A 22,025-nucleotide genomic window follows, 5' to 3' on the forward strand; every position below is an offset into this window, starting at 1 on the left:
CGTCGGCCTCCGCCAGCGAATCTTCGAAGCGCGCGCCATTGACCTTGAGGATATGCTCGACCGTCGCGCGGTAAGTCTCCTCGTCGAGCCGGCCGATATTGGCCGGGGGCATGCTCGCCTTGACGAATGCCAGCAGGTCAGCCGCGCTGGTGCCGCCCCAGGTGCCGATGAAGCCTTCGCCCTTGAGCGCGCCGGCGGTCGAGCCGCCTTCGAGCACGCCGCCATGGCAGGCCGAGCAATTGCGCGAATAGGCCAGCGCCGCCACCCGTTCGGGCGGCGGGGCGCCGAACAGCGGGTCTTCCTCCTGCGCGATCGCCAGCGAGGTGCCGCACAGCGCGGCAATCGCTCCCAGCAGCGCGATGGCCTGCCTGGCCCTGTTCCTGGCTGTCATGGTGCCCTCTCCCTCAAGCAGCTGCCCGCCGGTTCAACCGGTCTCGATCGCGGAGGCTATAGGGCGGGAAAGGAGCTAAGCCAATCAGCCCGCAATGGCGGAGGAAAGCTCGGCCTTGGCGGCCTCGTCTTCCTCGCAGATCGTCCACAACGCGGCGATGATCTGGCGGATTCTGGTATCCGCCAGAAGATAATGCCTTGCCTGCCCCTCGCGCCGGACCTTGACCAGGCCAAGATCGCGGAACCGCGCCAGGTGCTGCGAGACCGCCGATTGCGACAGGCCCGTCAGGCCGACCAGTTCGCCGACCGTCACTTCTCCCTCTGCCATGCGGCACAGCATCAGCAGCCGCTCGGGATGGGCCAACAGCTTGAGCCGCTCGGCCATTTCCACCGAATTGGCGCGCAGCAGCTCGAGCGGCATATCGGGTTGCATCAGCCTGCTCTCGCGGCGCGCGGCCGGTCGTGCAAGTCATCCTCGGCGGCGCGGCGCTGCTTGCGCCAGCGATGCAGGGTCTTTTCGGAGATCCCGATCATGCGGCAGCTTTCGGTCACGCCCATGCCGTTGGCGATCATGGTTTCGATCCGGCGGCACTTGCCGTCCTTGTCGGGGATTGTGGCCATTGTTCAGTCCTTTCTAGATCAGGCCCCTGGCGACCCATTGGTCGTTGGTTACGACGGTTGAGCCGTCGTCATTCGCCAGCTTCGAGAATGCTTCGTCCTGCGAGAGGAACACCTTGCCATTGAGTTCCTCGAGGAAATGGGTGCGCTGCAGCCGGTCCATCACCGGGCCCTTGACCTCCGAGAGGTGCAGCCCGACGCCGGCATCGCCGAGCCGGTGATTGATCGCCTCGAGGCTTTCGAGGCCCGACGCGTCGATCGCGTTGACCGCCGAGCACATCAGGATCACATGCCGCAATTCGGGATGTTCGGCGACGCGCTCGAGCACATATTCCTCGAGCCAGCGGGCGTTGAGATAGGTCAGGCCCTCGTCGATCCGGAGCGACAGGATATGCGGCAGGGTGATCACCTTGTGCCGCTCGACATTGCGGAAATGCTGGGTGTCCGGCACCCGCCCGACCACCGCCGCGTGCGGGCGCGAGGCCTTCCAGAGATAGAGCAGCAGGCCGACGCTCACGCCCACGATCACGCCCAGCTCGACCCCGGCCAGCAGCGTGACCAGGATCGTCGCCGCATGGGCGCTGAAATCGTGCTTCGAATAGCGCCACAATTCGAGCGGGGTCTTGAGATCGACCAGGCTCAGCACCGCGACGATGATCGTGGCGGCGAGCGTTGCGACGGGGAGGAAGAACAGCAGCGGGGTCAGGAACAGCGAGGCGAGCGCGATCCCGACCGCGGTATAGGCCCCGGCGGCGGGGGTCTCCGCCCCGGCGTCGAAATTGACCACCGAACGGGCGAAGCCACCCGTGACCGGATAGCCGCCCGATACGGCCGCGGCGATATTGGCAGCGCCGAGGCCCACCAGTTCCTGGTCGGGCGAAATGCGCTGGCGGCGCTTGGCGGCCAGCGTCTGGGCGACCGAGACGCTCTCGACAAAGCCGATGATCGAGATCAGCAATGCGGGAACCCACAGCTGGGCGAGCAGGTCCGGGTCGAACGACGGCAGGGCGAATGGCGGAAGGCCTTGCGGCACGACTCCGACCAGCTTCACCCCTTCCCGTTCGAGACCGAGCAGCACGACCGCGAGGATCGTTACCGCCACCGCCACGACCGGACCGGCCTTTGCCGCCATCGACGCGGCCTTCGGCTTCAGGCCCAGAGCTTGCAGCAGGGGGACTGCGCCCTTGCGGACCCAGAACAGGAATAATGTGGCCGCAATGCCGATCGCCAGGGTCGCGAGATTGGTCTGCGGCAGCGCTGCGGCCAGCGATCCGAGCATTTCCGGCCAGTTGTCGCCGCCCGCGGAAATGCCGAGAATATGCTTGATCTGGCTGGTCGCGATCAGGATCCCGCTCGCGGTGATGAAGCCCGAGATCACCGGATGCGAGAGCAGGTTGGCGAGAAAGCCCATCCGCAGCAGCCCCAGCACCGCCAGCATGACGCCCGAAAGCGCCGCCAGCGTGATCGCCGCGGTCATGTATTCGGCGCTGCCCTGCGCCGCGACCGCCCCGGCGGCCGAAGCCGTCATCAAGGACACGACCGCGACCGGGCCGACCGCCAGCGTGCGGCTGGTGCCGAAGATCGCATAGGCGACCAGCGGCAGGATCGAGGCATAGAGGCCGACCACCGGCGGCAGGCCCGCCAGCAGGGCATAGGCAAGGCTTTGCGGGATCAGCATGATGGTGACGATCACCGCCGCCATCAAATCGTTCGCCAGCACCCCGCGATCGTAGGCCTTGCCCCATTCGAGAATGGGGAAATAGCGCGCCGCAAGTGAGGGCCTGGTTTGCATTACGAGGCTTGCTTCCCGCTACCTGCAGGCAAGGGATTGGTTGGCCGGGCGAGCCATTCATGCCCCTTGAGCATCCCGTTCCAGTAAACCCAGGGCAGCACCTCGGATTTGAGCAGCCAGGCCAGCCGCCGCGGACGCGTGCCATCGATAAGCCAGGTGGGAAAGCTCGGGAGGAGCTTGCCGCCATAGCCGAATTCGGCCAGCACGATCTTGCCCTTTTCGACGGTCAGCGGACAGGAGCCATAGCCATCGTAAGCGGCAGTCGGCTCATGCCCGTCGAGCACCGCGAGTGCGTTCACGGCCACGATCGGCGCCTGCTTGCGGGCGGCGGCCGCGGTCTTGGCATTGGGCATGGACCCGGCATCGCCGAGACCGAAAATATTGGGAAAGCGCTTGTGGCGCATGGTGAAGTCGTCGACTTCGATCCAGCCCGCCTCGTTCGCCAGCGGGCTCTCGCGGATGAAATCGGGGGCGACCTGGGGCGGAACGACGTGGAGCATGTCGAACTCCCGTGTCACCTCGCCTTCGGCGGTTTCGAAAGTCGCCTTCCGGCCCGGCCCGTCGACCGCGACCAGGTTCGAGCCGAGCTTGAGCTGGATGCCGTAGCGCTCGACATATTCCATCAGCGCCGGGACAAAAGCTTCCACTCCGAACAGGACGCCCCCGGCATTGCGGAATTCGACCTCGATGTCGCCCAACACGCCCGCATCGCGCCAGGCATCGCAAGAAAGATACATCGCCTTTTGCGGCGCACCGGCGCATTTGATCGGCATCGGGGGCTGCGAGAAAATCGCCCTGCCCGATTTGAGATTCCTGACCAGTTCCCAGGTGTAGGGCGCCAGGTCGTAGCGATAATTCGAGGTCACGCCGTTCTTGCCGAGGGTCTGCTCAACCCCGGCAATCCGGCCCCAGTCGAGCTTGATTCCGGGCGCGACCACCAGCAGTTCGTATGCGATGACCGTTCCATCCTCGAGCGTGACCTGGTTGTTCTCCGGCTGGAAACTCTTTGCACGCGCGCGTATCCAGGTGACGCGGTCGGGCATGACGCTCGCCATCGGGCGGCGAGTAACAGGTGCGTTGAACACACCGGCGCCAACCATGGTCCAGCCCGGCTGGTAGTAATGCTCTTCGCTTGGTTCGACGATCGCGATATCGAGCCCGGGCCTGCGTTTGAGCATGGACGAGGCGGTGGAGATGCCGGCGGCACCGCCACCGATGATGACGACTTTATGCGTGTGATCGCTCATGATGGAATACTCCCGAAACGCGACCTACGCCTTCATCGAAATCCGGTCCGCGAGGTGAAACAGGCCCATCCCGGCGAACATTGCCAGGGCGAAGATTGCCGCCGGTTCGGGCCTCACAGCGAGCGATGCAATCGCCGGTCCGGGACACAGGCCCGCGAGGCCCCAGCCGATCCCGAACAGCGCCGAGCCGCCGACCAGCCGCGCGTCGATTGTCATCGTCCCGGGCAGGTTGAACCGGTCATGCGCAAGGGGCTTTTCCATCCGCTTCTGGACCAGCCAGGCGACGAACATCACCGCCAGCGCCCCGCCCATGACGAAGGCCAGCGTCGGGTCCCATTGCCCGAACAGGTCGAGGAAGCCGCGCACCCGCGCCGGGTCCATCATCCCGGAAAGGGCAAGACCCGCGCCGAACAGGACGCCGGAAACGAGGGCGATCAGGGGCTGGCGCATCACCACCCCCAGCCCAGCGCATTGGCAAGCGCTACTGTCGCCACGCCGGCTGCGATGAAGGTCACGGTCGCGACCAGCGAGCGGCGCGAAAAGCGCGCCATGCCGCAAACGCCGTGGCCGCTGGTACAGCCGCTGCCCAGCCGGGTCCCGAATCCCACCAGCAGCCCGCCTGCGATGAGCAGGTAGGGGGAAGGGGAAAACCGGGCTTCGATCGGTCCGAAACCCGACTGGAACAGCAGCGCCCCCAGGGGGAGCCCGATGATGAAGGCAAGCGCCAGCGGGACCGGCACGTCGCCCTTGGTGAGGGAAACCGCGCGCGCGGCCAGCCCGCTGACGCCTGCGATGCGACCCGCGCCGAGCAGCATGAGTGCCGCGGCGAGGCCGATCATTGCACCGCCGATCGCGCCTTCGACCGGCATGGAATGGGGAAAGGCTTCAAGCATGGCGCACCTAGATCCGGTCGACCGGAATCTTGATATAGGAGGTGCCGTTGTCCTCCGGTTCGGGCAGGCGCCCGCCCCGCATATTGACTTGGACCGACGGCAGGATCAGCCGCGGGACCTGCAGCTTGGCATCGCGCGCTTCGCGCATGGCGACGAATTCGACCTCGCTGACGCGGTCGTTCGCGTGGATATTCCCGTCGCGCTGCGCGCCGACGGTCGTCTCCCAGACATAATGATCCCGCCCTTCGGGGAGGTAATCGTGGCACATGAACAGCCGCGCCTCGCGCGGGAGCGAAAGCAGCCGCCGGATCGAGCGATAAAGGGTCGCCGCATCGCCGCCCGGGAAATCGGCCCGCGCGGTGCCGTAATCGGGCATGAACAGCGTGTCCCCGGCGAAGACCGCATCGCCGATCACATAGGCCATGTCGGCAGGCGTATGCCCGGGAACGTGGAGGACGATTCCCTGCAGCGTTCCCAGGGCAAAGGTCTCGCCATCCCTGAACAGATGGTCGAACTGCGACCCGTCGCGCGCGAAGCTTGTGCCGGCATTGAAGAGCTTGCCGAACACCTGCTGGACGACAGTGATCTGCTCGCCGATCGCGAGCTTCCCGCCGAGTTTCTCCTGCAGATAGGGCGCGGCCGAGAGATGGTCCGCATGGGCATGGGTTTCGATCACCCAGGCAATTTTGAGGCCGAGCTCTTCGACATAGGCGACAATCGCATCGGCCGAGCCGGTCGAGGTGCGGCCGGCATCGGGATCGTAATCGAGCACCGAATCGATGATCGCGGCCTCCAGGGTTGCCGGATCGTGCACGACATAGGCGATGGTAAAGGTGTGAGGGTCGAAAAACCCCTTCACGACCGGACGTTTCGCAGCATTTCCAAGCGCTTCGTCAACGATCGCGCGGGCAGCTTCCAGATGTTCGTCGGTCGGTTGGTTCTGGTCGGACATCGAGTCTCTCCTGCTTTTGCATTAGCTATTGCTAATGTTCTAATATGTCAAGTGCGGATTGTCCGCGAACCGCTCCGGCTTGCCAAACGCATCCCGCGCCGGATAACGCGGAAGCGGAAGGGAACCCGGCTTGGCCCAGCGGCCCAACATCCTGTTCATCATGGCCGACGACCTCGGCTATGCCGATCTCGGCTGCTACGGCCGCCGCGATTACGAGACCCCGGTGCTCGACCGCCTTGCCGGCCAGGGTATCCGCTTCACCCACGCCTATGCCAACAGCGCGGTCTGCACCGCGACCCGTGTGGCGCTGATGACCGGGCGGTACCAGTACCGCCTGCCGATCGGGCTCGAAGAGCCGCTGCAGGGTCGCGATCTCGGCCTGCCGCCCGACCACCCTACCCTGCCCTCGCTGCTCCGCGAGACCGGCTATTCGACCCATCTCATCGGAAAGTGGCATTTGGGAGAGCTGCCGAAATATTGCCCGCTCAAGAGCGGGTTCGACCGCTTCTGGGGCATTCGCGGCGGCGGGGTCGATTATTTCACCCATTCCTACAATGGCCGGCGCGACCTGTGGGACGGAGAAGTCGGGATCGAGGAGACCGGCTATCTTACCGACCTGCTGGCGGAGCGCGCCGTCGCGACGATCGAGGACGAGGCCAGGGGCGAGCGGCCCTTCTTCATGTTCCTCAGCTTCACTGCGCCGCATTGGCCGTGGGAAGGACCGGACGGCCAGGCGGAGTCCGAACGGCTGGCGGCGACCGGCAATCCCAAGGCGATTTTCCACTGGGACGGCGGCGACATGGCGACCTATGCCGCGATGATGCAAAGCCTCGACGGCAATGTCGGGCGGGTTCTCGAAGCTCTCGAACGGCAGGGTCTCGCCGAGAAGACGATTGTCGTGTTTACCAGCGACAATGGCGGCGAACGATTCTCCGACAATTTTCCCCTGACCGGCCGCAAGACCGAACTGCTCGAGGGCGGGATCAGGATCCCCGCGATCGTCCGCTGGCCCGGGCTCGCCGCGCCCGGGAGCACCAGCGAACAGCTGGTGATGACGATGGACTGGTTGCCGACCTTCCTTGCCGCGGCGGGAAGCGCGCCCGATCAAGGTTACCCCAGCGACGGCATCGACATCCGACCGGCCATCGCAGGCGGCGTCCTCCCCAACCGCGCGCTGTTCTGGCGCTTCCTGAATTTCGGCCAGCGCGCCGTCCGTTCGGACCGCTGGAAATACCTGAAGATCGCCGGCAACGAATTCCTGTTCGACGTGGTCGCCGACCCGATGGAACGCGGCAATCTGAAGGAGCGCCAGCTTGACATGTTCGAGCAATTGCGCGCCGACTGGCAAGCGTGGGACGCGACCATGCTGCCGCTCGATCCGAAGGCCGACACCCATGGTTTCACCGGCCGGGACCTGGCCGAATATTTCGGGATCGACAGCTAGGAACAACGCATGAAAACCAGCCTCGCCTTCTTCAAGCTCAATACGCCCGACATGGCGCGCGCGCTCGATTTCTACCGGCGCGCGTTCGGCTTCACGGTCACCATGACCTTCGACGAGGACGAGTTCCTCGAACACATCATGGCGCTGCCCGGACAGGAATCCGGACCGAACCTGCTGCTGGTCGAATACAAGGATGCGCGCGAAGTCGGCGTCGGGCCGGGGCATGGCCCGGTCGGCTTCATGACCGACGACATCGAGGCGCAATTCGCGAAGGCGATGGGTGCTGGCGCGGTCGAGCTTCTGCCGATCTTCGAAATGGGCGGGACGAAGATCGCGATGCTGCTCGATCCCGACGGCCACGAGATCGAACTGGTCCAGCCTCCGGCTGGCTGATCAGCTCTTCGGCATTTCCGCGATCTGGAGGACGATCTTTTTCAGTTCGGGGAAGAAATCGTCGTCTTCGAACATAAGCGGCCCCGGCCCGTTGATGATCTGGTTGTTGATCACCGAATTGAATACCTGGCCGGCGAGCGCGACCTTGCGCCGCTCGGCATCGGTCAATGCCCGCCCCAGCTTCTTCTCGATCGCCGCCCGGGTGATCTTGCCGGCCGATTCGCGGTAGGGGTGGTATTTGTCCCAGAAATCGGGTTCCGCGGCGGCCCGTTCGAGCGCCGCATGCCAGAGATTGCGGTTGTCGCGCAGGCTTTCGTAGCCGCGCTTCAGGAAGCCGACATAGACCTCCTCGGCAGTTGTGCCGACGTCGAATTCGCTGCGCCAGGCGAGCGATTCCTCGAAAAACGCATCGAGCAGCACTTCGAGGAAATCGTCCTTGCTGCCGAATCGCTGGTAAAACACCCCGACCGACCGCTTGGCATGTTTTGCCAGTTCGGCCACCGACAATTCGGCAAAGGTCTTGTCGTGCAGCAGATCCATCGCCGCGGAGACGAACTTGCCGGCGGTCTGGCGGCTGCGCTCCTGCCGCGGGGCAAGCGAATCTTTCGCCGCTTCGCCACCCTTGGCCTTGACGGAAAAATGAGAATCCGTATTCATATTATCAATGGATGGCCTGTTTGCGCGGTCAGTGCAAGGGGATTAAGCCGGGATCCGGCAAAGAGCGGCGGCGAGAACCGTGCTCGAATGGAAGGATTATAGTAATGGTTTCGAATTCGGGCAAATTTTCTATTTCGCGCAGGACCGCGGTCGCGGGCCTGGCAGGCACGGCCGCGCTTGCGTCCCTGCCGGGCTGCAGCCGCGAATCCGGTAGCCCCGCGATCGGCGATCCGATCGAAGGCAAGCCCAACTTCCTGTTCATCATGGCCGACGACCTCGGCTATGCCGATCTTTCCTGCTACGGGCGCATCGAATACGAGACGCCGGCGCTGGACAAGCTCGCCAGCGAAGGCGTGCAGTTCATGCATGGCTATGCCAACAGCGCGGTCTGCAGCGCGACGCGCTTCGGGCTGATAACCGGGCGTTACCAGTATCGCCTTCGCGCCGGCCTGGAAGAGCCGCTCGGCGGGGCCGAACTGGGCCTCGACCCGGCGCATCCCACGCTGCCATCGCTGCTCAAGCAGCTCGGCTATCACACCGCGCTGGTCGGCAAATGGCATTTGGGCCTGCTGCCCACATATGGGCCACTCAAGAGCGGGTACGACGAATTCTGGGGCAATCGCGGCGGCGGGGTCGATTATTATACCCACGCGATCGCCGGTTCGCACGATGTCTGGGACGGCGACGATCCGGCCGTCGAGGATATCGGCTATTACACAGACCTGCTGGGCGACCGCAGTGTCGAATATCTCGAAGCACGGGCGCAAGAAGACAAGCCGTGGCTGCTCAGCCTCCATTTCACCGCGCCGCACTGGCCGTGGCAAGGCAACGACGAAGCCGGCAAGGCGGAATCCGACCGGATCGCCGGGCTTTCGAGCGATACCGGCGAACTGACCATCCTCCATTACGACGGCGGCACGATGGAGACCTATGGCAACATGGTCAAACAGCTCGATGCGAATATCGGGCGCGTGCTCGAAAAGCTGGTCGAGCTGGGCATGGACAAGAACACGGTGGTGGTCTTCACCAGCGACAATGGCGGCGAGCGCTTCAGCTTCAACTGGCCGTTCCATGGCCAGAAAACCGAACTGCTCGAAGGCGGGATCCGCGTGCCCTGGCTGGTCAAATGGCCGGGCCTGGCCGCGCCCGGCAGCAAAAGCGACGCGCAGATCATGTCGATGGACATGCTCCCGACATTCCTGGCCGCGGCGGGCGGCGCCCCCCATCCCGACTACCCGACCGACGGGGTCGACATCCGGCCCGCGCTCGAAGGGGGTACGCTGCCGGAACGCAATCTCTATTGGCGGTTCCACAGCAAGGACCAGAAGGCAGTCCGCAGCGGCGACTACAAATATCTCTCGATCAACGGCAACGAGTTCCTCTTCAACATTGTCGAGGATCCGCAGGAGCGCGGCAATCTGAAGGACCGGCTGCCCGACAAGTTCGAGGAGCTGAAACAGGCCTATATCGATTGGGATGCGCCGATGGTTCACGCCAACAACGTGTCAAGCTTCGGAAATTCGCCGGCCAACATGGCCGAGCGGTACGATCCCAATCCCTAGTTTGCGATCGGTCCCCGGGAGGGGGCCCTGGGGCGGGCCCTGAGGGGGTCGCTGGCATCAGGCATCCACCCGCCAGCGACTGGCCCGCCCCAATTTCATCCTGGGGTCAGGCGATCGCCTTGCGCTGCCTCGCGTCGATCAGCCCGCCATTGACCACGCCGAGCACCACCAGCAGGACCGCGATCACCAGCGCGGGGATCGCGGTCAGCCCGAGGATCAGTTCCAGCGGAAGCGCAGCGGCGAGCGCCAGCCCGCCGAGATAGGGGAACCAGATGCCACCGAAGCGGCCCATCGCCCCGGCCCAGCCGATCCCGCTCGAGCGCATCTCGGGCGGATAGCTGAGCGTGGCGAGGTTGTTGATTCCGGTCTGCCCGCCGACCTGGCAGAAATTCCACACCACCAGCGCCGTGACGAAGGCGATGGCGGCCTGCGGGGGGATGTAGCCGAGCGAAAAGATCGCCACCGCGTCGAGTACGAAATAGCCCGCAATCAGCCAGTAGGGATTCATCCGGTCCATCAGCCAGCCCATCACCAGCGTGCCCGTGGCGCCGCCGAAATAGCCGATGATCATGTAGAAGGCGAACAGCTCAAGGCCCAGCCCGGCGAATTCGTACATATAGGTGGCAAGATAGTTGGCCAGCAGCGCGATATTGCCGAGGCTGAAAAAGCAGATCGAGAAGAGGAGGATCGTCTGCACGCGGTAACGCCGCCCGAACATCGCCAGCGGGCCCAGCCGCTCCACCTCTTCCTGGTCGCCAAGATAGAAGGTCGTGCCTTCGCCGAAGCGCATGGCCGGGTCGAGCCGCAGCACGGCCTGCCGTATGCGCGGATCGGCAGCATTGCGGTTGACGCGGAACGAGAGGCTTTCGGGCACCAGCAGCAGCAGCAGCAGCGCCGCCAGCGGCACCACCCCGCCGACGATGAAGAAGCCCTGCCAGCCGATGTCGTCGAGGAACGCGGCCACCATCACCCCGCTCCCCAGGTTCCCGCCCGAAAAGCACACCAGTGCGATGGCCATGAACAGCGCGCGCCGGCGCTTGGGCGTCGCTTCGGCCAGGAAGGCGAGGCCCACCGGCAGCATCGCCGAAAAGAATACGCCCGAAATTCCGCGCAGCCAGGCGAGCATCTCGAAGCTGGTGGAAAAGGCCGCCCACAGCGAAAGGCTGCCGAAGCCGGTCAGGCAGAGCGCGAGCACCGGTTTGCGCCCGATCAGGTCGGCCAGCGGCGGCATGATCAGCGCGCCGATGAACATCCCCACCTGCTGGTAGGTCACGACCGGGTTCATGTCGACCGACTGTCCGCCAAGCCCTTCGGCAATTGCCGGCAGGATCTTGCCGAGAAAATACATGTCGAAGCCGTCGAGAAACAGGACGATCGAGACTATCACCAGGGTTGCGATCTCGCGCGGGCCGATATCCCGCGCATCGATAAACGCCGCAACGTCGAACCGTTCGCCCGTTGCGGCTGGGCTGCTCGCCATGTCGATTTCTCTCCCGGTGGATTTTCCGGGGAGACTGGCCGGATCGGAGGCCTAGGTCAATTGGTGTCCTGCGCCTGCGACCAGTCGCCCGGCGCCGGCTGCATGATCATCACCTGGCCCTCGACCCGCCATGACGCGAGCCGCGAGAGGAGATTCATTCCCAGGACATTGGTCCGCCCGATATTGGGGGCAATCGCGGCATCGATCCCGCTGGCCTCGACATTTCCGAAGGCAAGGCTGTCGATGGTCGCGATACGGGCGGAAATCGGCCCGTTCGCGGTCTGCATGATCACCGGAATTCCGCCCTGGCGTGGCTCCAGCCCGGCCGCGGCCGCGGTATCCTCGTTGAGCGTGGTCAGCGTCGCGCCGGTGTCGACCATGAACGAGGCGGGCACGCCGTTCACGTTTGCACGCACCCAGAAATGGCCGTCCGGCGCCAGCGGAATCCGGGTTTCGCCACCTGCGACCTGCTGTTCCGGCAGGCCGATTTCGGGAATCGCCATTTCGAACCGGGGATCGAAGCGCGAAACCTGCAATACTACCAGCACCAGGATTCCGGCCAGGGCGAGGGTCGAACCGCTGCGCATCAGGCGCGCCAGGCCGGGCGAGCCCCGCTTGACGAAACCGCCCATGACGCCGATGACGACGGCCAGCACCGTTGCGATCAGCAGGCCCGAACGCGGTACGCTCGCGACTATGCCGACAAGGTGATCCCAGAAAGCGTGGAGGTCCATGGCGGCAATATAGGGCGGAAGCCGCCGGCTCGCCATGGCTGAATGGTCAGGCGGCCTTTTGCACCCGGTTGCGCCCGGCATCCTTGGCCGCATAGAGCGCGGCGTCGGCCCTGCCGAGCAGGCTGCTTGCGGTATCGCCCGGCTGCCAGACCGAATAGCCGATGCTGGCCGTCACCGTCGGCAATCCGTCGACGCCGCTCCCCGTTGCGATTGCCTCGCACAGCCGCATGGCCGCGGCCGTGGCTTCGGCCTCGCTCGCATCGGGCAACAGCCAGACGAATTCCTCGCCCCCGGTGCGCCCGATCAGGTCGCTCGCCCTGACCTGGCCGCGCGCGATTTCGGCAATCCGCACCAGGACTTCATCGCCGACCTGGTGCCCATAGGTATCGTTGACCAGCTTGAAATGATCGATGTCGAAGGCGATCAGCGCCAACGGGGAATCGCCGGCTTCGCATTGCTCGATGCATTTTTCGAGCTGGATCATCGTCCGGCGGCGGTTGGCAAGCCCGGTCAGCGGATCGGTCTGGGCCAGATACTGCGCCTCTGCCGCAAGCCGCATCGCGCGGGTGCGCTCCTTGTCGAGCAATTCCTGGCGCTGGTAGTGATCGGTCACATCCATCACGACACCGAAATTGGCGGTCCTCTGGCCCTGCTCGTTGAATTCGTTCATCGCATGCATCCTGAGAATGCGGTCTTCTCCCTTGGGCGTGCGGATCTGGTATTCGAAGGTAAACCGCGCCCGGTTCTCGGCATGGTGGTCGATCTGGTCGCGCAATTCCTTGCCACCATCGGGGTAGAGATAGTCGACATTTCCGGGGTCGTTGCCGGCTGCCGGTTCGAGTCCGTAAATGCGGAACATCGGCCGCGACCAGCTGAGCGTCCCGGTCAGGTGGTCGTAACGGAAACGTCCGATGCGTGAGATTTCCTCGGTCATACCCAGCCAGGTGAGGTTTTCCCGCATCCGCGCGTTGCGGTGACGCAGCCGGCCGGCGAGCCTGTCATGCGACATCAGCAAGGCCGCCAGCGGGACCGAGGTCGCAAGCAGGACCATCATGTACAGCTGCAGCACGACGGCCGCCTGCTGGTTCCCCATGTCGAGGAACGCCGCGGGCGATTGCCGGCCGAGGCTTTGCAGGCCACCGGCGACGCTGATCGCCAGCACGCTGACGGTCGCGCCGATAAAGCCATAGCGGGTGGCGGCGAAGATCGTTGCCGCCATCGGCAGGAACAGGAGGGAATATTCGGAGTAGCGGAATACCGCAGCCGCGATTGCGAAAACCAGGAGGGTGGTGAGGGCCAGCTCGCGCGCCTGGGAAGGCTGGCCATCGCGGCCGGCCAGCAGGCTGTCGCCGACCGTGAAGCGATCGATCGCAAGCAGGCACAGCGGCGTGGCGACCAGCGTCCCCAGGCTGACCGAGAAACACCACCATGCAGTGCTCGTGAGTGTCGCGGTCTGCCAATCGAGCGAGGTCATGATCAGGGTGCTGGTCAGGCCCCCGGCGAGCGCGGCGCCAACCAGCATGAACATCGTCTTGAGGTTGACAATCCGGCCCAGCTTGCCCTGCATGATGTGACGCAGGAGCCAGGCCGCCACAGCCACCTCGGCAAAATTGGCCACGGCAATTATGAGCGCCCGGAACGGCGGCATGGTGAAGATCCAGTTGTCGATCGTCCCCACCATCAGCCCCATGGCGATGAAGATCGGCCATTTGCGATAGGGTAGGACATAGAGGACCGCGACCGCGATCCCGTTGGGCCACCAGATCAGCGACACCACTCCGCCATAGACCGCCAGCCACATGCACGCGGCGGCACAGGCCCACCACGCAAGCGCGGCGAGTGCGAGCTGTCCCACGGTGAAATCCCGTTGCACTCGGCCTGTACCTCCAAAGGCCTGCAACTACGGGAAAACCCGTTAAGAAATGCCACCGAGTCCTAAGTAAAGTTTACCTTACCTGCTCACCAAACCGGCCACCCAATCCGGCATTTGGACGTTGCAAGTCAGGCGGCCTCCCGGACAAGATTGCGCCCGCCCTGCTTGGCCGCATAGAGTGCGGCATCGGCCCGTCCGAGCAGGGAGGCGGAATTGTCGCCGGGCTGCCACAGCGCATAGCCGATACTCAGCGTGACCGGCGGCAAACCGGGGCCTCCGCTTTCGCGCTCGACTGCCCGTCGCAACCGCTCGGCGGCGAGGGAGGCCTCGATCGCCCCGGCTTCGGGGAGCAGCCAGACGAATTCCTCGCCGCCGGTGCGGCCGACCAAGTCGCTGGCGCGCGCCTGCTCCAGGGCAAGTTCGGCGACCTTTACCAGGACCTCGTCGCCGACCTGGTGTCCATGGCGGTCGTTAACCTGTTTGAAGTGATCGACATCGAAGGTGATCAGGGCCAGCGACTGGTCTCCGAGGGCACAGCGCAGGATGCATTTTTCGAGCTGCTCGATGGTCCTGCGGCGATTGGCCAGGCCGGTCAGCGGGTCGGTCTGGGCCAGGTAGCGCGCCTCGGCCGCCAGCCGCATGGCGCGATCGCGTTCCTTGTCAAGTTGCTCCTGCCGCAAGCGATGCTCGGTAATGTCCATCACCACGCCAAACATGGCAACGCGATCTCCCTTCTCGTCGAACTCGTTCTGGGCGTGCATCTTCAGCACCCGTCGCTCGCCGGACGGCGTCACTATCGGGTATTCGAAACTGAAGGGCGCCCTGTCAGCGGCATGGTTGGACAGTTCGCCGAACAGTGCCCGCCCCCGGTCGGGCAGGAGGAAACGGATGTCGCCGGGATCGCTGCCCTGCCCCGGATCGAGGCCATTGATGCGATACATTTGCCGCGACCAGTCCTGCTTCCCGTTGCGCGGGTCGAATTTCCAGCGGCCGATCCGCGCGACTTCCTCCGCCATTTCCAGCATGAGGAGGCTTTCACGCATCTTCGCATTGCTCGCGCCAAGTTTACGCGCGAGGCGTTCGCGGGCGACCAGGTAGAGCGCGAGCGGCACCGCGGCCGCAAGCCACAGCAGGGCCATGACGGAAAAATGTTCGCGCAGGGCGGCCATTCCCGCCGACGCTGCCAGCCACACCGCGGCAATCGCCAAGAGGCCAGCATGCTCCCTGATCTTACCCACACGGCCCTCCCGAGGCATTGCGCGCTGCCTAGGGGGTTGCCGGTAAAGGCGCGCATAGGCCAGGCCCAGGTATTGCTACCTAGGCTTCCCTTCGCCGGGTCGCACGAATGCGCGGGTCAGGCGGCGTCGGCCTGCCGCTGCTGGGCTTCGAGATTGAGCATCTCGGCCAGTTTGAACGCCAGTTCGAGCGACTGCGCCGCGTTGAGCCGCGGATCGCAATGGGTGCGATAGCGGCTGGTCAGCGCCTCGTCGGTGATCGCCACCGCCCCGCCGGTGCATTCGGTCACATCCTGCCCGGTCATCTCGATATGGATGCCGCCGGCATGGGTGCCTTCCGCGCGGTGGACCGCGAAGAAGCCTTCGACTTCGGCCATGATCCGCTCGAACGGCCGCGTCTTGAGCCCGCTCTCGGCCTTGATCACATTGCCGTGCATCGGATCGCAGCTCCACACGACCGGGTGGCCTTCGCGCTTCACCGCGCGGACCAGCGGCGGCAGCCCGGCCTCGACCTTGTCGTGCCCGAAGCGGCTGATCAGCGTCATCCGCCCGGCCTCGCGCGCGGGATTGAGCGTATCGAGCATCCTCAGCAGCGCGTCCGGCTCGAGGCTCGGGCCGCATTTCATGCCGATCGGGTTGCCGACCCCGCGCAGGAATTCGACATGGGCCGATCCTTCGAAGCGGGTGCGGTCGCCGATCCACAGGAAATGGGCGCTGGTGTCGTACCAGTCGCCGGTCAGCGAATCCTGCCGGGTCAGCGCCTGTTCGTAGGGCAGCAGCAAGGCTTCGTGGCTGGTGTAGAAGCTCGCGCTCTTGAGCTGGGGAGCGTGCTCGGGATCGATCCCGCAGGCCTGCATGAAGTCGAGCGCTTCGCCGATCCGGTCGGCGATGTCCTTGAACTTCTCGGCCCACGGGCTGCGGCCCATGAAATCGAGCGTCCAGCGATGGACCTGGCGCAGATTGGCGTAACCGCCGCCGGCAAAGGCGCGCAGCAGGTTGAGCGTCGCCGCCGACTGGCTGTAGGCGCGGATCATCCGCTCGGGATCGTTGACCCGCTTGGCCTCGTCGAAATCGATTCCGTTGATGATGTCGCCGAGATAGCTCGGCAGGGTCACGTCGCCCTGGGTCTCGGTCGGCGCGCTGCGCGGCTTGGCGAATTGCCCGGCCATCCGTCCGAGTTTCACCACCGGCTGCTTGCTGGCGAAGATCATCACCGCCGCCATCTGCAGGATCACGCGGAAGGTATCGCGGATGTTGTTGGGGTGGAATTCGGCAAAACTTTCCGCGCAATCGCCGCCCTGGAGCAGGAATCCGCGGCCTTCGCTGACTTCGGCCAGCTCGGCCTTCAACGCGCGCGCTTCGCCCGCGAACACCAGCGGCGGGTATCCGGAAAGGGTCGCCACGGCGGATTCGAGCAGCGCCTGGTCTTCGTAGACGGGCAGGTGCCTCGCCTCGAAGTTCTTCCAGCTCTCGGGATTCCAGTTCTGTGCCACTATTCGTCTCGCAAATTTTCGAAGGCGGCGCGTTTAGGCCCATCGCGGCGCAATTGCAAAGGTTGCATTATCAACCAAATCGACGGTTTTGCGGGTGGCCGGGCCCGACTCATGGCCGCTCGGGCAGGTCTCCGAGACCGGCAGCAAACTGCTGGCCTTCGGGCAGGACGCCGAGCTTGAATTCCTGCCCCGGCACCAGGTAGGTCCGGGCCAATTGGCGGATGCGGTCGGGCGTGACCCTCGTCAGATCGGCCATGATCGAGCCGATCGAAGCGAGCCGCGCGGGGTCGGTGGTCGCGCCTTCGACCCGGTTCATCCAGAACAAATGCCCGTAAACCGCGCGATTGAGGAATTGCCGGTTGGGCTCGATCACCCGTTCGAGTTCCTCTGCGCTCGGCCCGTTGGCGGCAAGGTCGGCGGCAATCGCGTCGACCATGTCGAAATAGGGACCGACCATTTCGGGCGGCAATTGCGCCAGCGCCAGCATCACTCCGCCGCTGTCGATATCGACCGGCCAGTCCGACGCGACATAGGGCGAATAGCTCGCTCCGGCGCGTTCGCGCAGGGCATCGATCAGGCGGTTCGAAAAGACATCGGCCAGCACCTCGATCTGGCGCGCTTCGGACAGCCCGTCGGACCCGCCGCCGAGCTTCCAGGCCACCACCGCCGCCGCCTGGTCGGCCTCGCCGCGGTGGAACAGGATCTCGGGCGTGGGCTGTGGCGCGGGAAAGGAAACGCCCTTCGCCAGCACTTCCGGCGGGATCGGATCGCGCGGCCCCAGCGCGCCGAAGGTGCGCGAGAGCGCCTCCAGCGTGGCGCCGTGGTCGATGTCCCCGAACACCATCACTTCGATCGGCCCCTGCTTCAGGAGCGGCTCCCACACCGCCCGGAAGCCCGCGGGCGTGGTGCTGCGCAGCTGCTCGGGCGTGGGGGTTGCAAACCTGCCGTCGCGATTGTTGACCAGCCAGTAGAGATCGCGCTCGAGCACGCTCATCGGGTCGACATTGTGGCTGTCGTAATCGAGTTCGAGCAGCGAACGGACGCGCTCGACCGGGCCGGGTTTCCATGCCGGGTCGGAAAGCTTGGCGGCAAACAGGTAAAGCTGGTCGGCAAGGTCCTCGGGACGGGTCTGGCCTTCGAACTGGAACACCCCGTCGCCGATCGTGAACTGGAAGCCGAGCTTGCGCCCGTTGACCAGCCGCTCGAGCTCCGCCTCCCCGACATCGCCGAAGCCCGAACTGACCAGGGCATATTCGCCGAGGCTGATATAGGGGGCGTCGGCTTCGGAGAACCCGCGATAGCCGCTGCCGAAGCGGACCCGCACGGTGATCCGGCCGGGCTCGTTCTCGGTCCGCCAGACGAGCGCCTTGACCCCGTTGGTGAAGGTGATCTTCTTTATCTCGGCGACGCCCAGATCCTCTTCCGACAGGGCCTGCACCGGGATGCCGATCGGCGGCAGGTCTTCGAAACTCGGCCCGGCACCAGCCATCCTCGCGCTCGGATCGCCTGCGACCGGCTCGGTGAGCGCCAGCCGCAATTGCCCGGCATCGGCCTCGCCGATCGCGGGCGTGACGTAGAATCCGCGGACCACGTCGCTGCTGAAAGTCTCGCGCGTGTGTTCCAGCACCGCCTCGGGCGTGAACCGGTGACGCATGTCGCGGAACACGGTGAGGAAGGTTTCGGGCGATGCGACCGCTTCGCGGATGTCGACCGCGCCGACCACCTCGTCGGCCAGTTCGGGGCTCGGGCGGTTGATAGCCTGCTCGAGCTGGTCGGCGAAGATCACGTCGATCGCGGCGATCTCGCGGGCGATTTCCTCCTCGCTCGGGGGCGACGCCATGGCGTCCTCGATCACCGACCGGACATCGCGCATCGCCTTTTGCCAATCCTTGCCTTTCGGGCCGACCGTGACGAAGGTCACATCGACCGAGCGGGCGAGATCCTCGCGCTGGGCATTGGCGAACAGGAAGCTGTCGCTTTCGCGGGCCTTGGCTTCGAGCCTGCGGTTGACGATCATCTCGGCGACGAAGTCGATCATCTTGCCGCGATTATATTCGAGATTGTCGACCACCTCTTCCCACGGCCTGAGATAGACCCAGGTCGCCGAGCGCGGCATGTCCGGCTCGACCGCGACCTTCACGTCGTTGCCCGGGCTCGGTCGGGGCACGCCGAAATCGGGCTGCGGGGTTGGCTCGCCGGGCACTTGCCAATCGGCGAAATAGCGCTCGATCAGCGCGGCATAGGTCTCGGGCGGACCGTCGCCGGCGATCACCACCACCGTGTTTTCCGGCCGGTACCAGCGGCGATGGAATGCCTTGACCTGCTCGCTGCTCGCCCGGGTCAGGATCGGCGGGATCGCATCCGAAGTGCGCTCGCCCAGCCGCTGCCCCTGGTAGAACAGGCTCTGCATCTGGTCGACCACGCGCCGCGCGGAACCGCCATTGTCACGGAATTCGGCCAGCACGATCGGCACTTCCGCGGCAAGGTTCTCCTCGCTCAGCGCCGGCTCGCGGATCATTCCCGAAAGCAGGCGGACGGTTTCCTCCAGCCGGGTGCGCGAAGCATCGGGCAGGTCGATCTTGTAGACCGTCTCGGTCGCTGTGGTCTGGGCATTGGTGTCGTCGCCGAAGCGCGCGCCAAGCCGCTGCCAGGTGGGGATCGCTTCGGCGTTCCTGAGATATTTCGATTCGCGGAAACTGAGATGTTCGACCAAATGGGCAAAGCCCTGTTCGTCCTCTTCCTCGTGCAGCCGTCCGGCATCGATGCGGATGCGGATCGAAGCCTGGCCCGGCGGCGCAAGATTGCGCGCCACCGCATAGCGCAGCCCGTTGTCGAGCTCGCCGAACAGCCAGCGTTCGTCATGCGGGATGTCGGTGCCGCGATAGATCCACGGATCGGCAAGATCGAGATGCCGGGGCGCGGGAAGAAGGTCGTAGACCGGAGCCTGCTGCTCCTGCGCATGGGCAATCGGCGCCAGCAGCAGCAAGCCGCCGGACAGCACCGCGAATATCCGCCCCACCGGGAAAATCTTCCTCATTCCGGCCCTAATAGGGATTGGAGGGATGAAGGGATAGTGAATGGCGCACAATATTCGGTTGCTTGCCGTGCCCCGGTGCCGCGCCTAGATTGCTGCCCATGTTTATCGAAACCGAAACCACGCCCAACCCCGCGGCGCTCAAATTCCTGCCGGGCCAGGCGGTGATGGACCACGGCACCCGCGAATTCGCGACTCCCGAAGAGGCCGAAGCCTCGCCGCTGGCCGGGGCGCTGTTCGATACCGGCGAGGTCACCAACGTCTTTTTCGGGCGGGATTTCGTGTCGGTTACCGCCGCGCCGGGAGTCGACTGGTCGGCGCTCAAGCCGCAAGTGGTCGCGATCCTGCTCGACCATTTCGTCAGCCAGGCCCCCCTGTTCAATCCGGGCAGTGCGGCCGGGATCGCGGTGCCCGCAGAAGAGGATGTCGGCGACAATCCCGAAGACGCGGAGATCGTCGCGCAGATCCGCGAATTGCTCGAAACGCGCGTCCGCCCGGCGGTGGCCGGCGACGGCGGCGACATCCAGTATCGCGGCTTCCGCGACGGGGTGGTCTATCTCACCCTGCAAGGCGCATGTTCCGGGTGCCCGTCCTCGACCGCCACGCTCAAGCACGGGATCGAGAGCCTGCTGAAACACTATGTGCCCGAAGTGGCGGAAGTTCGCGCCGCCTGAGAACCTAAGGCAAATTTGGAGACAGAAAGTGGCCGAACCCCTCGACGGCAGTCCGTTGGACGATCGGGCGCTCGACCAGCTGTTCCGCACCGCGCGGACCTATAACGGCTTTCTCGACAGGCCGGTCTCCCGGGACCAGCTCGAAGCCATCTGGGACCTGATGAAGATGGGGCCGACCTCGGCCAACCAGCTTCCCGCGCGGCTGATCTGGTGCATCACGCAGGAAGCCAAGGAACGGCTGGCGAAGCATGCGACCGGGACCAATCCCGACAAGATCCGCAAGGCTCCGGTGAGCGTGATCATCGCCTACGATGTCGATTTCCACGAGCAGCTGCCATGGCTGTTCCCGCATGCCGACGCCAAGAGCTGGTTCGAAGGCAAGGAGGATTCGGCCGAAAGGCGCGAAGTGTCGGCCTTCCGCAACGGGACGCTGCAAGGCGCCTATTTCATCCTTGCAGCGCGCGCGCTGGGGCTCGATACCGGGCCGATGTCGGGCTTCAACCATGGCAGGGTGGACAGGGAATTCCTGGCCGACGAGCCAAAATGGAAATCGAATTTCATCTCGACGCTGGGCTATGGCGATCCCTCGACGATCTTCCCGCGCAGCCCGCGCCCCGCATTCGAGACCTTTAATCGCGTGCTGTGACGCGCTAGCCTCTTCAGGTGAAAACGCTGGTCATCGAAACCGCCACCGAGGCGTGCTCCGTCGCCCTGTTCGAGGACAAGCGCTTGCTGGCGGGCGAACATCGCATGCTCGGCCGCGGCCATGCCGAATTGCTGGTCCCGATGATTTCCGAACTGCCCGGCAAGGGCAAGGCGGAGCGGATCGCGGTGTCCTTGGGCCCGGGAAGCTTCACCGGAGTGCGGATCGGCCTTGCCGCCGCGCGCGCACTGGCCCTGGCGTGGAAAGCCGAGTGCCTGGGCTATCCCACGCTGGCGCTGGTCGCCGCGATCGCCCGGGAACGGTGTCCCGGCCCGGTGAGCGTGTGCATGACCGGCGGTCATGGCGAATGGTTCCTGCAGGATTTCGCGGATACCGGCGCGCCGCAAGGCAAACTGGTTTCGCTTCCTCCCGCTGCGGCGGCCGCAAGCGCCGCCCACGACCTGGTCGCCGGTACGCAGGCCGAAGCGCTGGTCGGATTGCGCAATTCGGGCGAGGCGATGCCGATATGGCCCGATGCCAGCCGGTTTCCGCTGCTTCCACCTGCGCTGCTGACTGCCGAGCTCAGCCCGATCTATGGCAGGGGACCGGACGCGCGCCTGCCGGGCCAGGCGGCATGAGCAGCCTCGTCTGCGATCCGATCGATGCGATCATGGCTGTGATGGAGGCTGCCTTCGATCCCGATTTCGGCGAGGCCTGGAACCGCCGCCAGGTCGGCGATGCGCTGGCGCTGGGCAATTGCCGCTATTACCTCAGCGACCGGAAAGGCCGGATGCCTGCGCGGCCGGAGGATGCGGCCGGCTTCATCCTCTCGCGCCAGGCCCTGGACGAGGAAGAGCTCCTGCTGATCGCGGTCAGGCCCGAATGGCGCCGCAAGGGAATCGCCTCGGCCC

At 65.1% G+C, this 22,025-nt stretch carries 22 protein-coding genes; 7 read left to right on the forward strand and 15 right to left on the reverse strand.

Annotated elements, in window-relative coordinates; translation table 11 throughout:
* The 8 genes from AC16XC_RS06250 to AC16XC_RS06285 form a co-directional block, all read right to left on the reverse strand.
* Window positions 1-391, reverse strand: a 391-nt coding sequence (locus tag AC16XC_RS06250) for a c-type cytochrome (RefSeq protein ID WP_484033785.1), incomplete at its 3' end; no start/stop codon positions are given.
* An 84-nt stretch (window positions 392-475) separates the two neighbouring features.
* Window positions 476-823 (reverse strand): ArsR/SmtB family transcription factor, encoded by a 348-nt coding sequence (locus AC16XC_RS06255; RefSeq protein WP_484033786.1) that lies wholly within the window; start codon window positions 821-823, stop codon window positions 476-478.
* On the reverse strand, window positions 823-1,011 hold the full coding sequence (locus AC16XC_RS06260) for a transposase (protein WP_484033787.1): 189 nt from the start codon (window positions 1,009-1,011) through the stop codon (window positions 823-825). The genes AC16XC_RS06255 and AC16XC_RS06260 overlap by 1 nt, the downstream gene beginning before the upstream one ends.
* Window positions 1,012-1,024: 13 nt before the next feature.
* A complete protein-coding gene (locus AC16XC_RS06265) occupies window positions 1,025-2,800 on the reverse strand; it encodes a SulP family inorganic anion transporter (protein ID WP_484033788.1) in 1,776 nt (591 codons plus the stop codon).
* Window positions 2,800-4,047, reverse strand: coding sequence for an NAD(P)/FAD-dependent oxidoreductase (locus AC16XC_RS06270; protein ID WP_484033789.1), 1,248 nt, complete (start codon window positions 4,045-4,047; stop codon window positions 2,800-2,802). Before AC16XC_RS06270 ends, AC16XC_RS06265 begins: the two co-directional genes overlap by 1 nt.
* Window positions 4,048-4,071: 24 nt before the next feature.
* Window positions 4,072-4,497, reverse strand: a complete 426-nt coding sequence (locus AC16XC_RS06275; RefSeq protein ID WP_484033806.1) for a DUF6691 family protein — start codon at window positions 4,495-4,497, stop codon at window positions 4,072-4,074.
* On the reverse strand, window positions 4,497-4,940 hold the full coding sequence (locus AC16XC_RS06280; RefSeq protein WP_484033790.1) for a YeeE/YedE family protein: 444 nt from the start codon (window positions 4,938-4,940) through the stop codon (window positions 4,497-4,499). The genes AC16XC_RS06275 and AC16XC_RS06280 overlap by 1 nt, the downstream gene beginning before the upstream one ends.
* Before the next feature lie 7 nt (window positions 4,941-4,947).
* Window positions 4,948-5,892: an MBL fold metallo-hydrolase gene (locus AC16XC_RS06285; protein WP_484033791.1), complete on the reverse strand. Its 945-nt coding sequence runs from the start codon at window positions 5,890-5,892 to the stop codon at window positions 4,948-4,950.
* 130 nt (window positions 5,893-6,022) lie between these two features.
* Here AC16XC_RS06285 and AC16XC_RS06290 point away from each other — a divergent pair, with 130 nt between their 5' ends.
* Window positions 6,023-7,336: a sulfatase family protein gene (locus tag AC16XC_RS06290; protein ID WP_484033792.1), complete on the forward strand. Its 1,314-nt coding sequence runs from the start codon at window positions 6,023-6,025 to the stop codon at window positions 7,334-7,336.
* A gap of 9 nt (window positions 7,337-7,345) precedes the next feature.
* Window positions 7,346-7,729: a VOC family protein gene (locus tag AC16XC_RS06295; protein WP_484033793.1), complete on the forward strand. Its 384-nt coding sequence runs from the start codon at window positions 7,346-7,348 to the stop codon at window positions 7,727-7,729.
* On the opposite strand, the gene AC16XC_RS06300 is transcribed toward AC16XC_RS06295, so the two are convergent.
* Window positions 7,730-8,386: a TetR/AcrR family transcriptional regulator gene (locus AC16XC_RS06300; protein WP_484033794.1), complete on the reverse strand. Its 657-nt coding sequence runs from the start codon at window positions 8,384-8,386 to the stop codon at window positions 7,730-7,732.
* Between the two features lie 104 nt (window positions 8,387-8,490).
* Between AC16XC_RS06300 and AC16XC_RS06305 the strand changes: the two genes are divergently transcribed.
* Window positions 8,491-9,948, forward strand: a complete 1,458-nt coding sequence (locus AC16XC_RS06305) for a sulfatase family protein (protein ID WP_484033795.1) — start codon at window positions 8,491-8,493, stop codon at window positions 9,946-9,948.
* A 106-nt stretch (window positions 9,949-10,054) separates the two neighbouring features.
* Here the strand turns inward: AC16XC_RS06305 and AC16XC_RS06310 are convergent, their stop codons facing one another.
* The 6 genes from AC16XC_RS06310 to AC16XC_RS06335 form a co-directional block, all read right to left on the reverse strand.
* Complete coding sequence (locus AC16XC_RS06310; RefSeq protein ID WP_484033796.1) at window positions 10,055-11,428, reverse strand: MFS transporter; 1,374 nt, start codon at window positions 11,426-11,428, stop codon at window positions 10,055-10,057.
* Between the two features lie 56 nt (window positions 11,429-11,484).
* The gene (locus tag AC16XC_RS06315) at window positions 11,485-12,162 is read right to left on the reverse strand and encodes a retropepsin-like aspartic protease family protein (RefSeq protein ID WP_484033797.1); all 678 of its coding nucleotides are present in this window, start codon (window positions 12,160-12,162) and stop codon (window positions 11,485-11,487) included.
* 46 nt (window positions 12,163-12,208) lie between these two features.
* On the reverse strand, window positions 12,209-14,017 hold the full coding sequence (locus tag AC16XC_RS06320) for a sensor domain-containing diguanylate cyclase (RefSeq protein WP_484033798.1): 1,809 nt from the start codon (window positions 14,015-14,017) through the stop codon (window positions 12,209-12,211).
* A 146-nt stretch (window positions 14,018-14,163) separates the two neighbouring features.
* Window positions 14,164-15,273 carry a GGDEF domain-containing protein gene (locus AC16XC_RS06325; protein WP_484033799.1) on the reverse strand — a complete coding sequence of 370 codons (1,110 nt, stop codon included), beginning with the start codon at window positions 15,271-15,273 and terminating at the stop codon, window positions 14,164-14,166.
* A gap of 116 nt (window positions 15,274-15,389) precedes the next feature.
* Entirely contained in the window at window positions 15,390-16,763 is a 1,374-nt protein-coding gene (locus AC16XC_RS06330) for a class II 3-deoxy-7-phosphoheptulonate synthase (protein WP_484033800.1), read from the reverse strand.
* A 109-nt stretch (window positions 16,764-16,872) separates the two neighbouring features.
* Window positions 16,873-19,800 carry a M16 family metallopeptidase gene (locus AC16XC_RS06335; RefSeq protein WP_484033801.1) on the reverse strand — a complete coding sequence of 976 codons (2,928 nt, stop codon included), beginning with the start codon at window positions 19,798-19,800 and terminating at the stop codon, window positions 16,873-16,875.
* A gap of 98 nt (window positions 19,801-19,898) precedes the next feature.
* On the opposite strand from AC16XC_RS06335, the gene AC16XC_RS06340 reads away from it, so the two are divergent.
* The 4 genes from AC16XC_RS06340 to AC16XC_RS06355 form a co-directional block, all read left to right on the forward strand.
* Window positions 19,899-20,471: a NifU family protein gene (locus tag AC16XC_RS06340; protein ID WP_484033802.1), complete on the forward strand. Its 573-nt coding sequence runs from the start codon at window positions 19,899-19,901 to the stop codon at window positions 20,469-20,471.
* 28 nt (window positions 20,472-20,499) lie between these two features.
* Entirely contained in the window at window positions 20,500-21,117 is a 618-nt protein-coding gene (locus AC16XC_RS06345) for a malonic semialdehyde reductase (RefSeq protein WP_484033803.1), read from the forward strand.
* A 17-nt stretch (window positions 21,118-21,134) separates the two neighbouring features.
* Entirely contained in the window at window positions 21,135-21,752 is a 618-nt protein-coding gene (gene tsaB / locus AC16XC_RS06350; RefSeq protein ID WP_484033804.1) for a tRNA (adenosine(37)-N6)-threonylcarbamoyltransferase complex dimerization subunit type 1 TsaB, read from the forward strand.
* Window positions 21,749-22,025, forward strand: a 277-nt coding sequence (locus tag AC16XC_RS06355) for a GNAT family protein (protein WP_484033805.1), incomplete at its 3' end; no start/stop codon positions are given. The genes tsaB and AC16XC_RS06355, both read left to right, overlap by 4 nt.

This window comes from Candidatus Andeanibacterium sp. (genome assembly GCF_057143545.1).

Excerpts from the sequence above, each read along its gene's own strand:
- AC16XC_RS06255 (WP_484033786.1), bottom strand. The coding sequence starts at position 823 with ATGCAACCCGATATGCCGCTCGAGCTGCTGCGCGCCAATTCGGTGGAA.
- AC16XC_RS06260 (WP_484033787.1), bottom strand. The coding sequence starts at position 1,011 with ATGGCCACAATCCCCGACAAGGACGGCAAGTGCCGCCGGATCGAAACC.
- AC16XC_RS06265 (WP_484033788.1), bottom strand. The coding sequence starts at position 2,800 with ATGCAAACCAGGCCCTCACTTGCGGCGCGCTATTTCCCCATTCTCGAA.
- AC16XC_RS06270 (WP_484033789.1), bottom strand. The coding sequence starts at position 4,047 with ATGAGCGATCACACGCATAAAGTCGTCATCATCGGTGGCGGTGCCGCC.
- AC16XC_RS06275 (WP_484033806.1), bottom strand. The coding sequence starts at position 4,497 with ATGCGCCAGCCCCTGATCGCCCTCGTTTCCGGCGTCCTGTTCGGCGCG.
- AC16XC_RS06280 (WP_484033790.1), bottom strand. The coding sequence starts at position 4,940 with ATGCTTGAAGCCTTTCCCCATTCCATGCCGGTCGAAGGCGCGATCGGC.
- AC16XC_RS06285 (WP_484033791.1), bottom strand. The coding sequence starts at position 5,892 with ATGTCCGACCAGAACCAACCGACCGACGAACATCTGGAAGCTGCCCGC.
- AC16XC_RS06295 (WP_484033793.1), top strand. The coding sequence starts at position 7,346 with ATGAAAACCAGCCTCGCCTTCTTCAAGCTCAATACGCCCGACATGGCG.
- AC16XC_RS06300 (WP_484033794.1), bottom strand. The coding sequence starts at position 8,386 with ATGAATACGGATTCTCATTTTTCCGTCAAGGCCAAGGGTGGCGAAGCG.
- AC16XC_RS06305 (WP_484033795.1), top strand. The coding sequence starts at position 8,491 with ATGGTTTCGAATTCGGGCAAATTTTCTATTTCGCGCAGGACCGCGGTC.
- AC16XC_RS06310 (WP_484033796.1), bottom strand. The coding sequence starts at position 11,428 with ATGGCGAGCAGCCCAGCCGCAACGGGCGAACGGTTCGACGTTGCGGCG.
- AC16XC_RS06315 (WP_484033797.1), bottom strand. The coding sequence starts at position 12,162 with ATGGACCTCCACGCTTTCTGGGATCACCTTGTCGGCATAGTCGCGAGC.
- AC16XC_RS06335 (WP_484033801.1), bottom strand. The coding sequence starts at position 19,800 with ATGAGGAAGATTTTCCCGGTGGGGCGGATATTCGCGGTGCTGTCCGGC.
- AC16XC_RS06340 (WP_484033802.1), top strand. The coding sequence starts at position 19,899 with ATGTTTATCGAAACCGAAACCACGCCCAACCCCGCGGCGCTCAAATTC.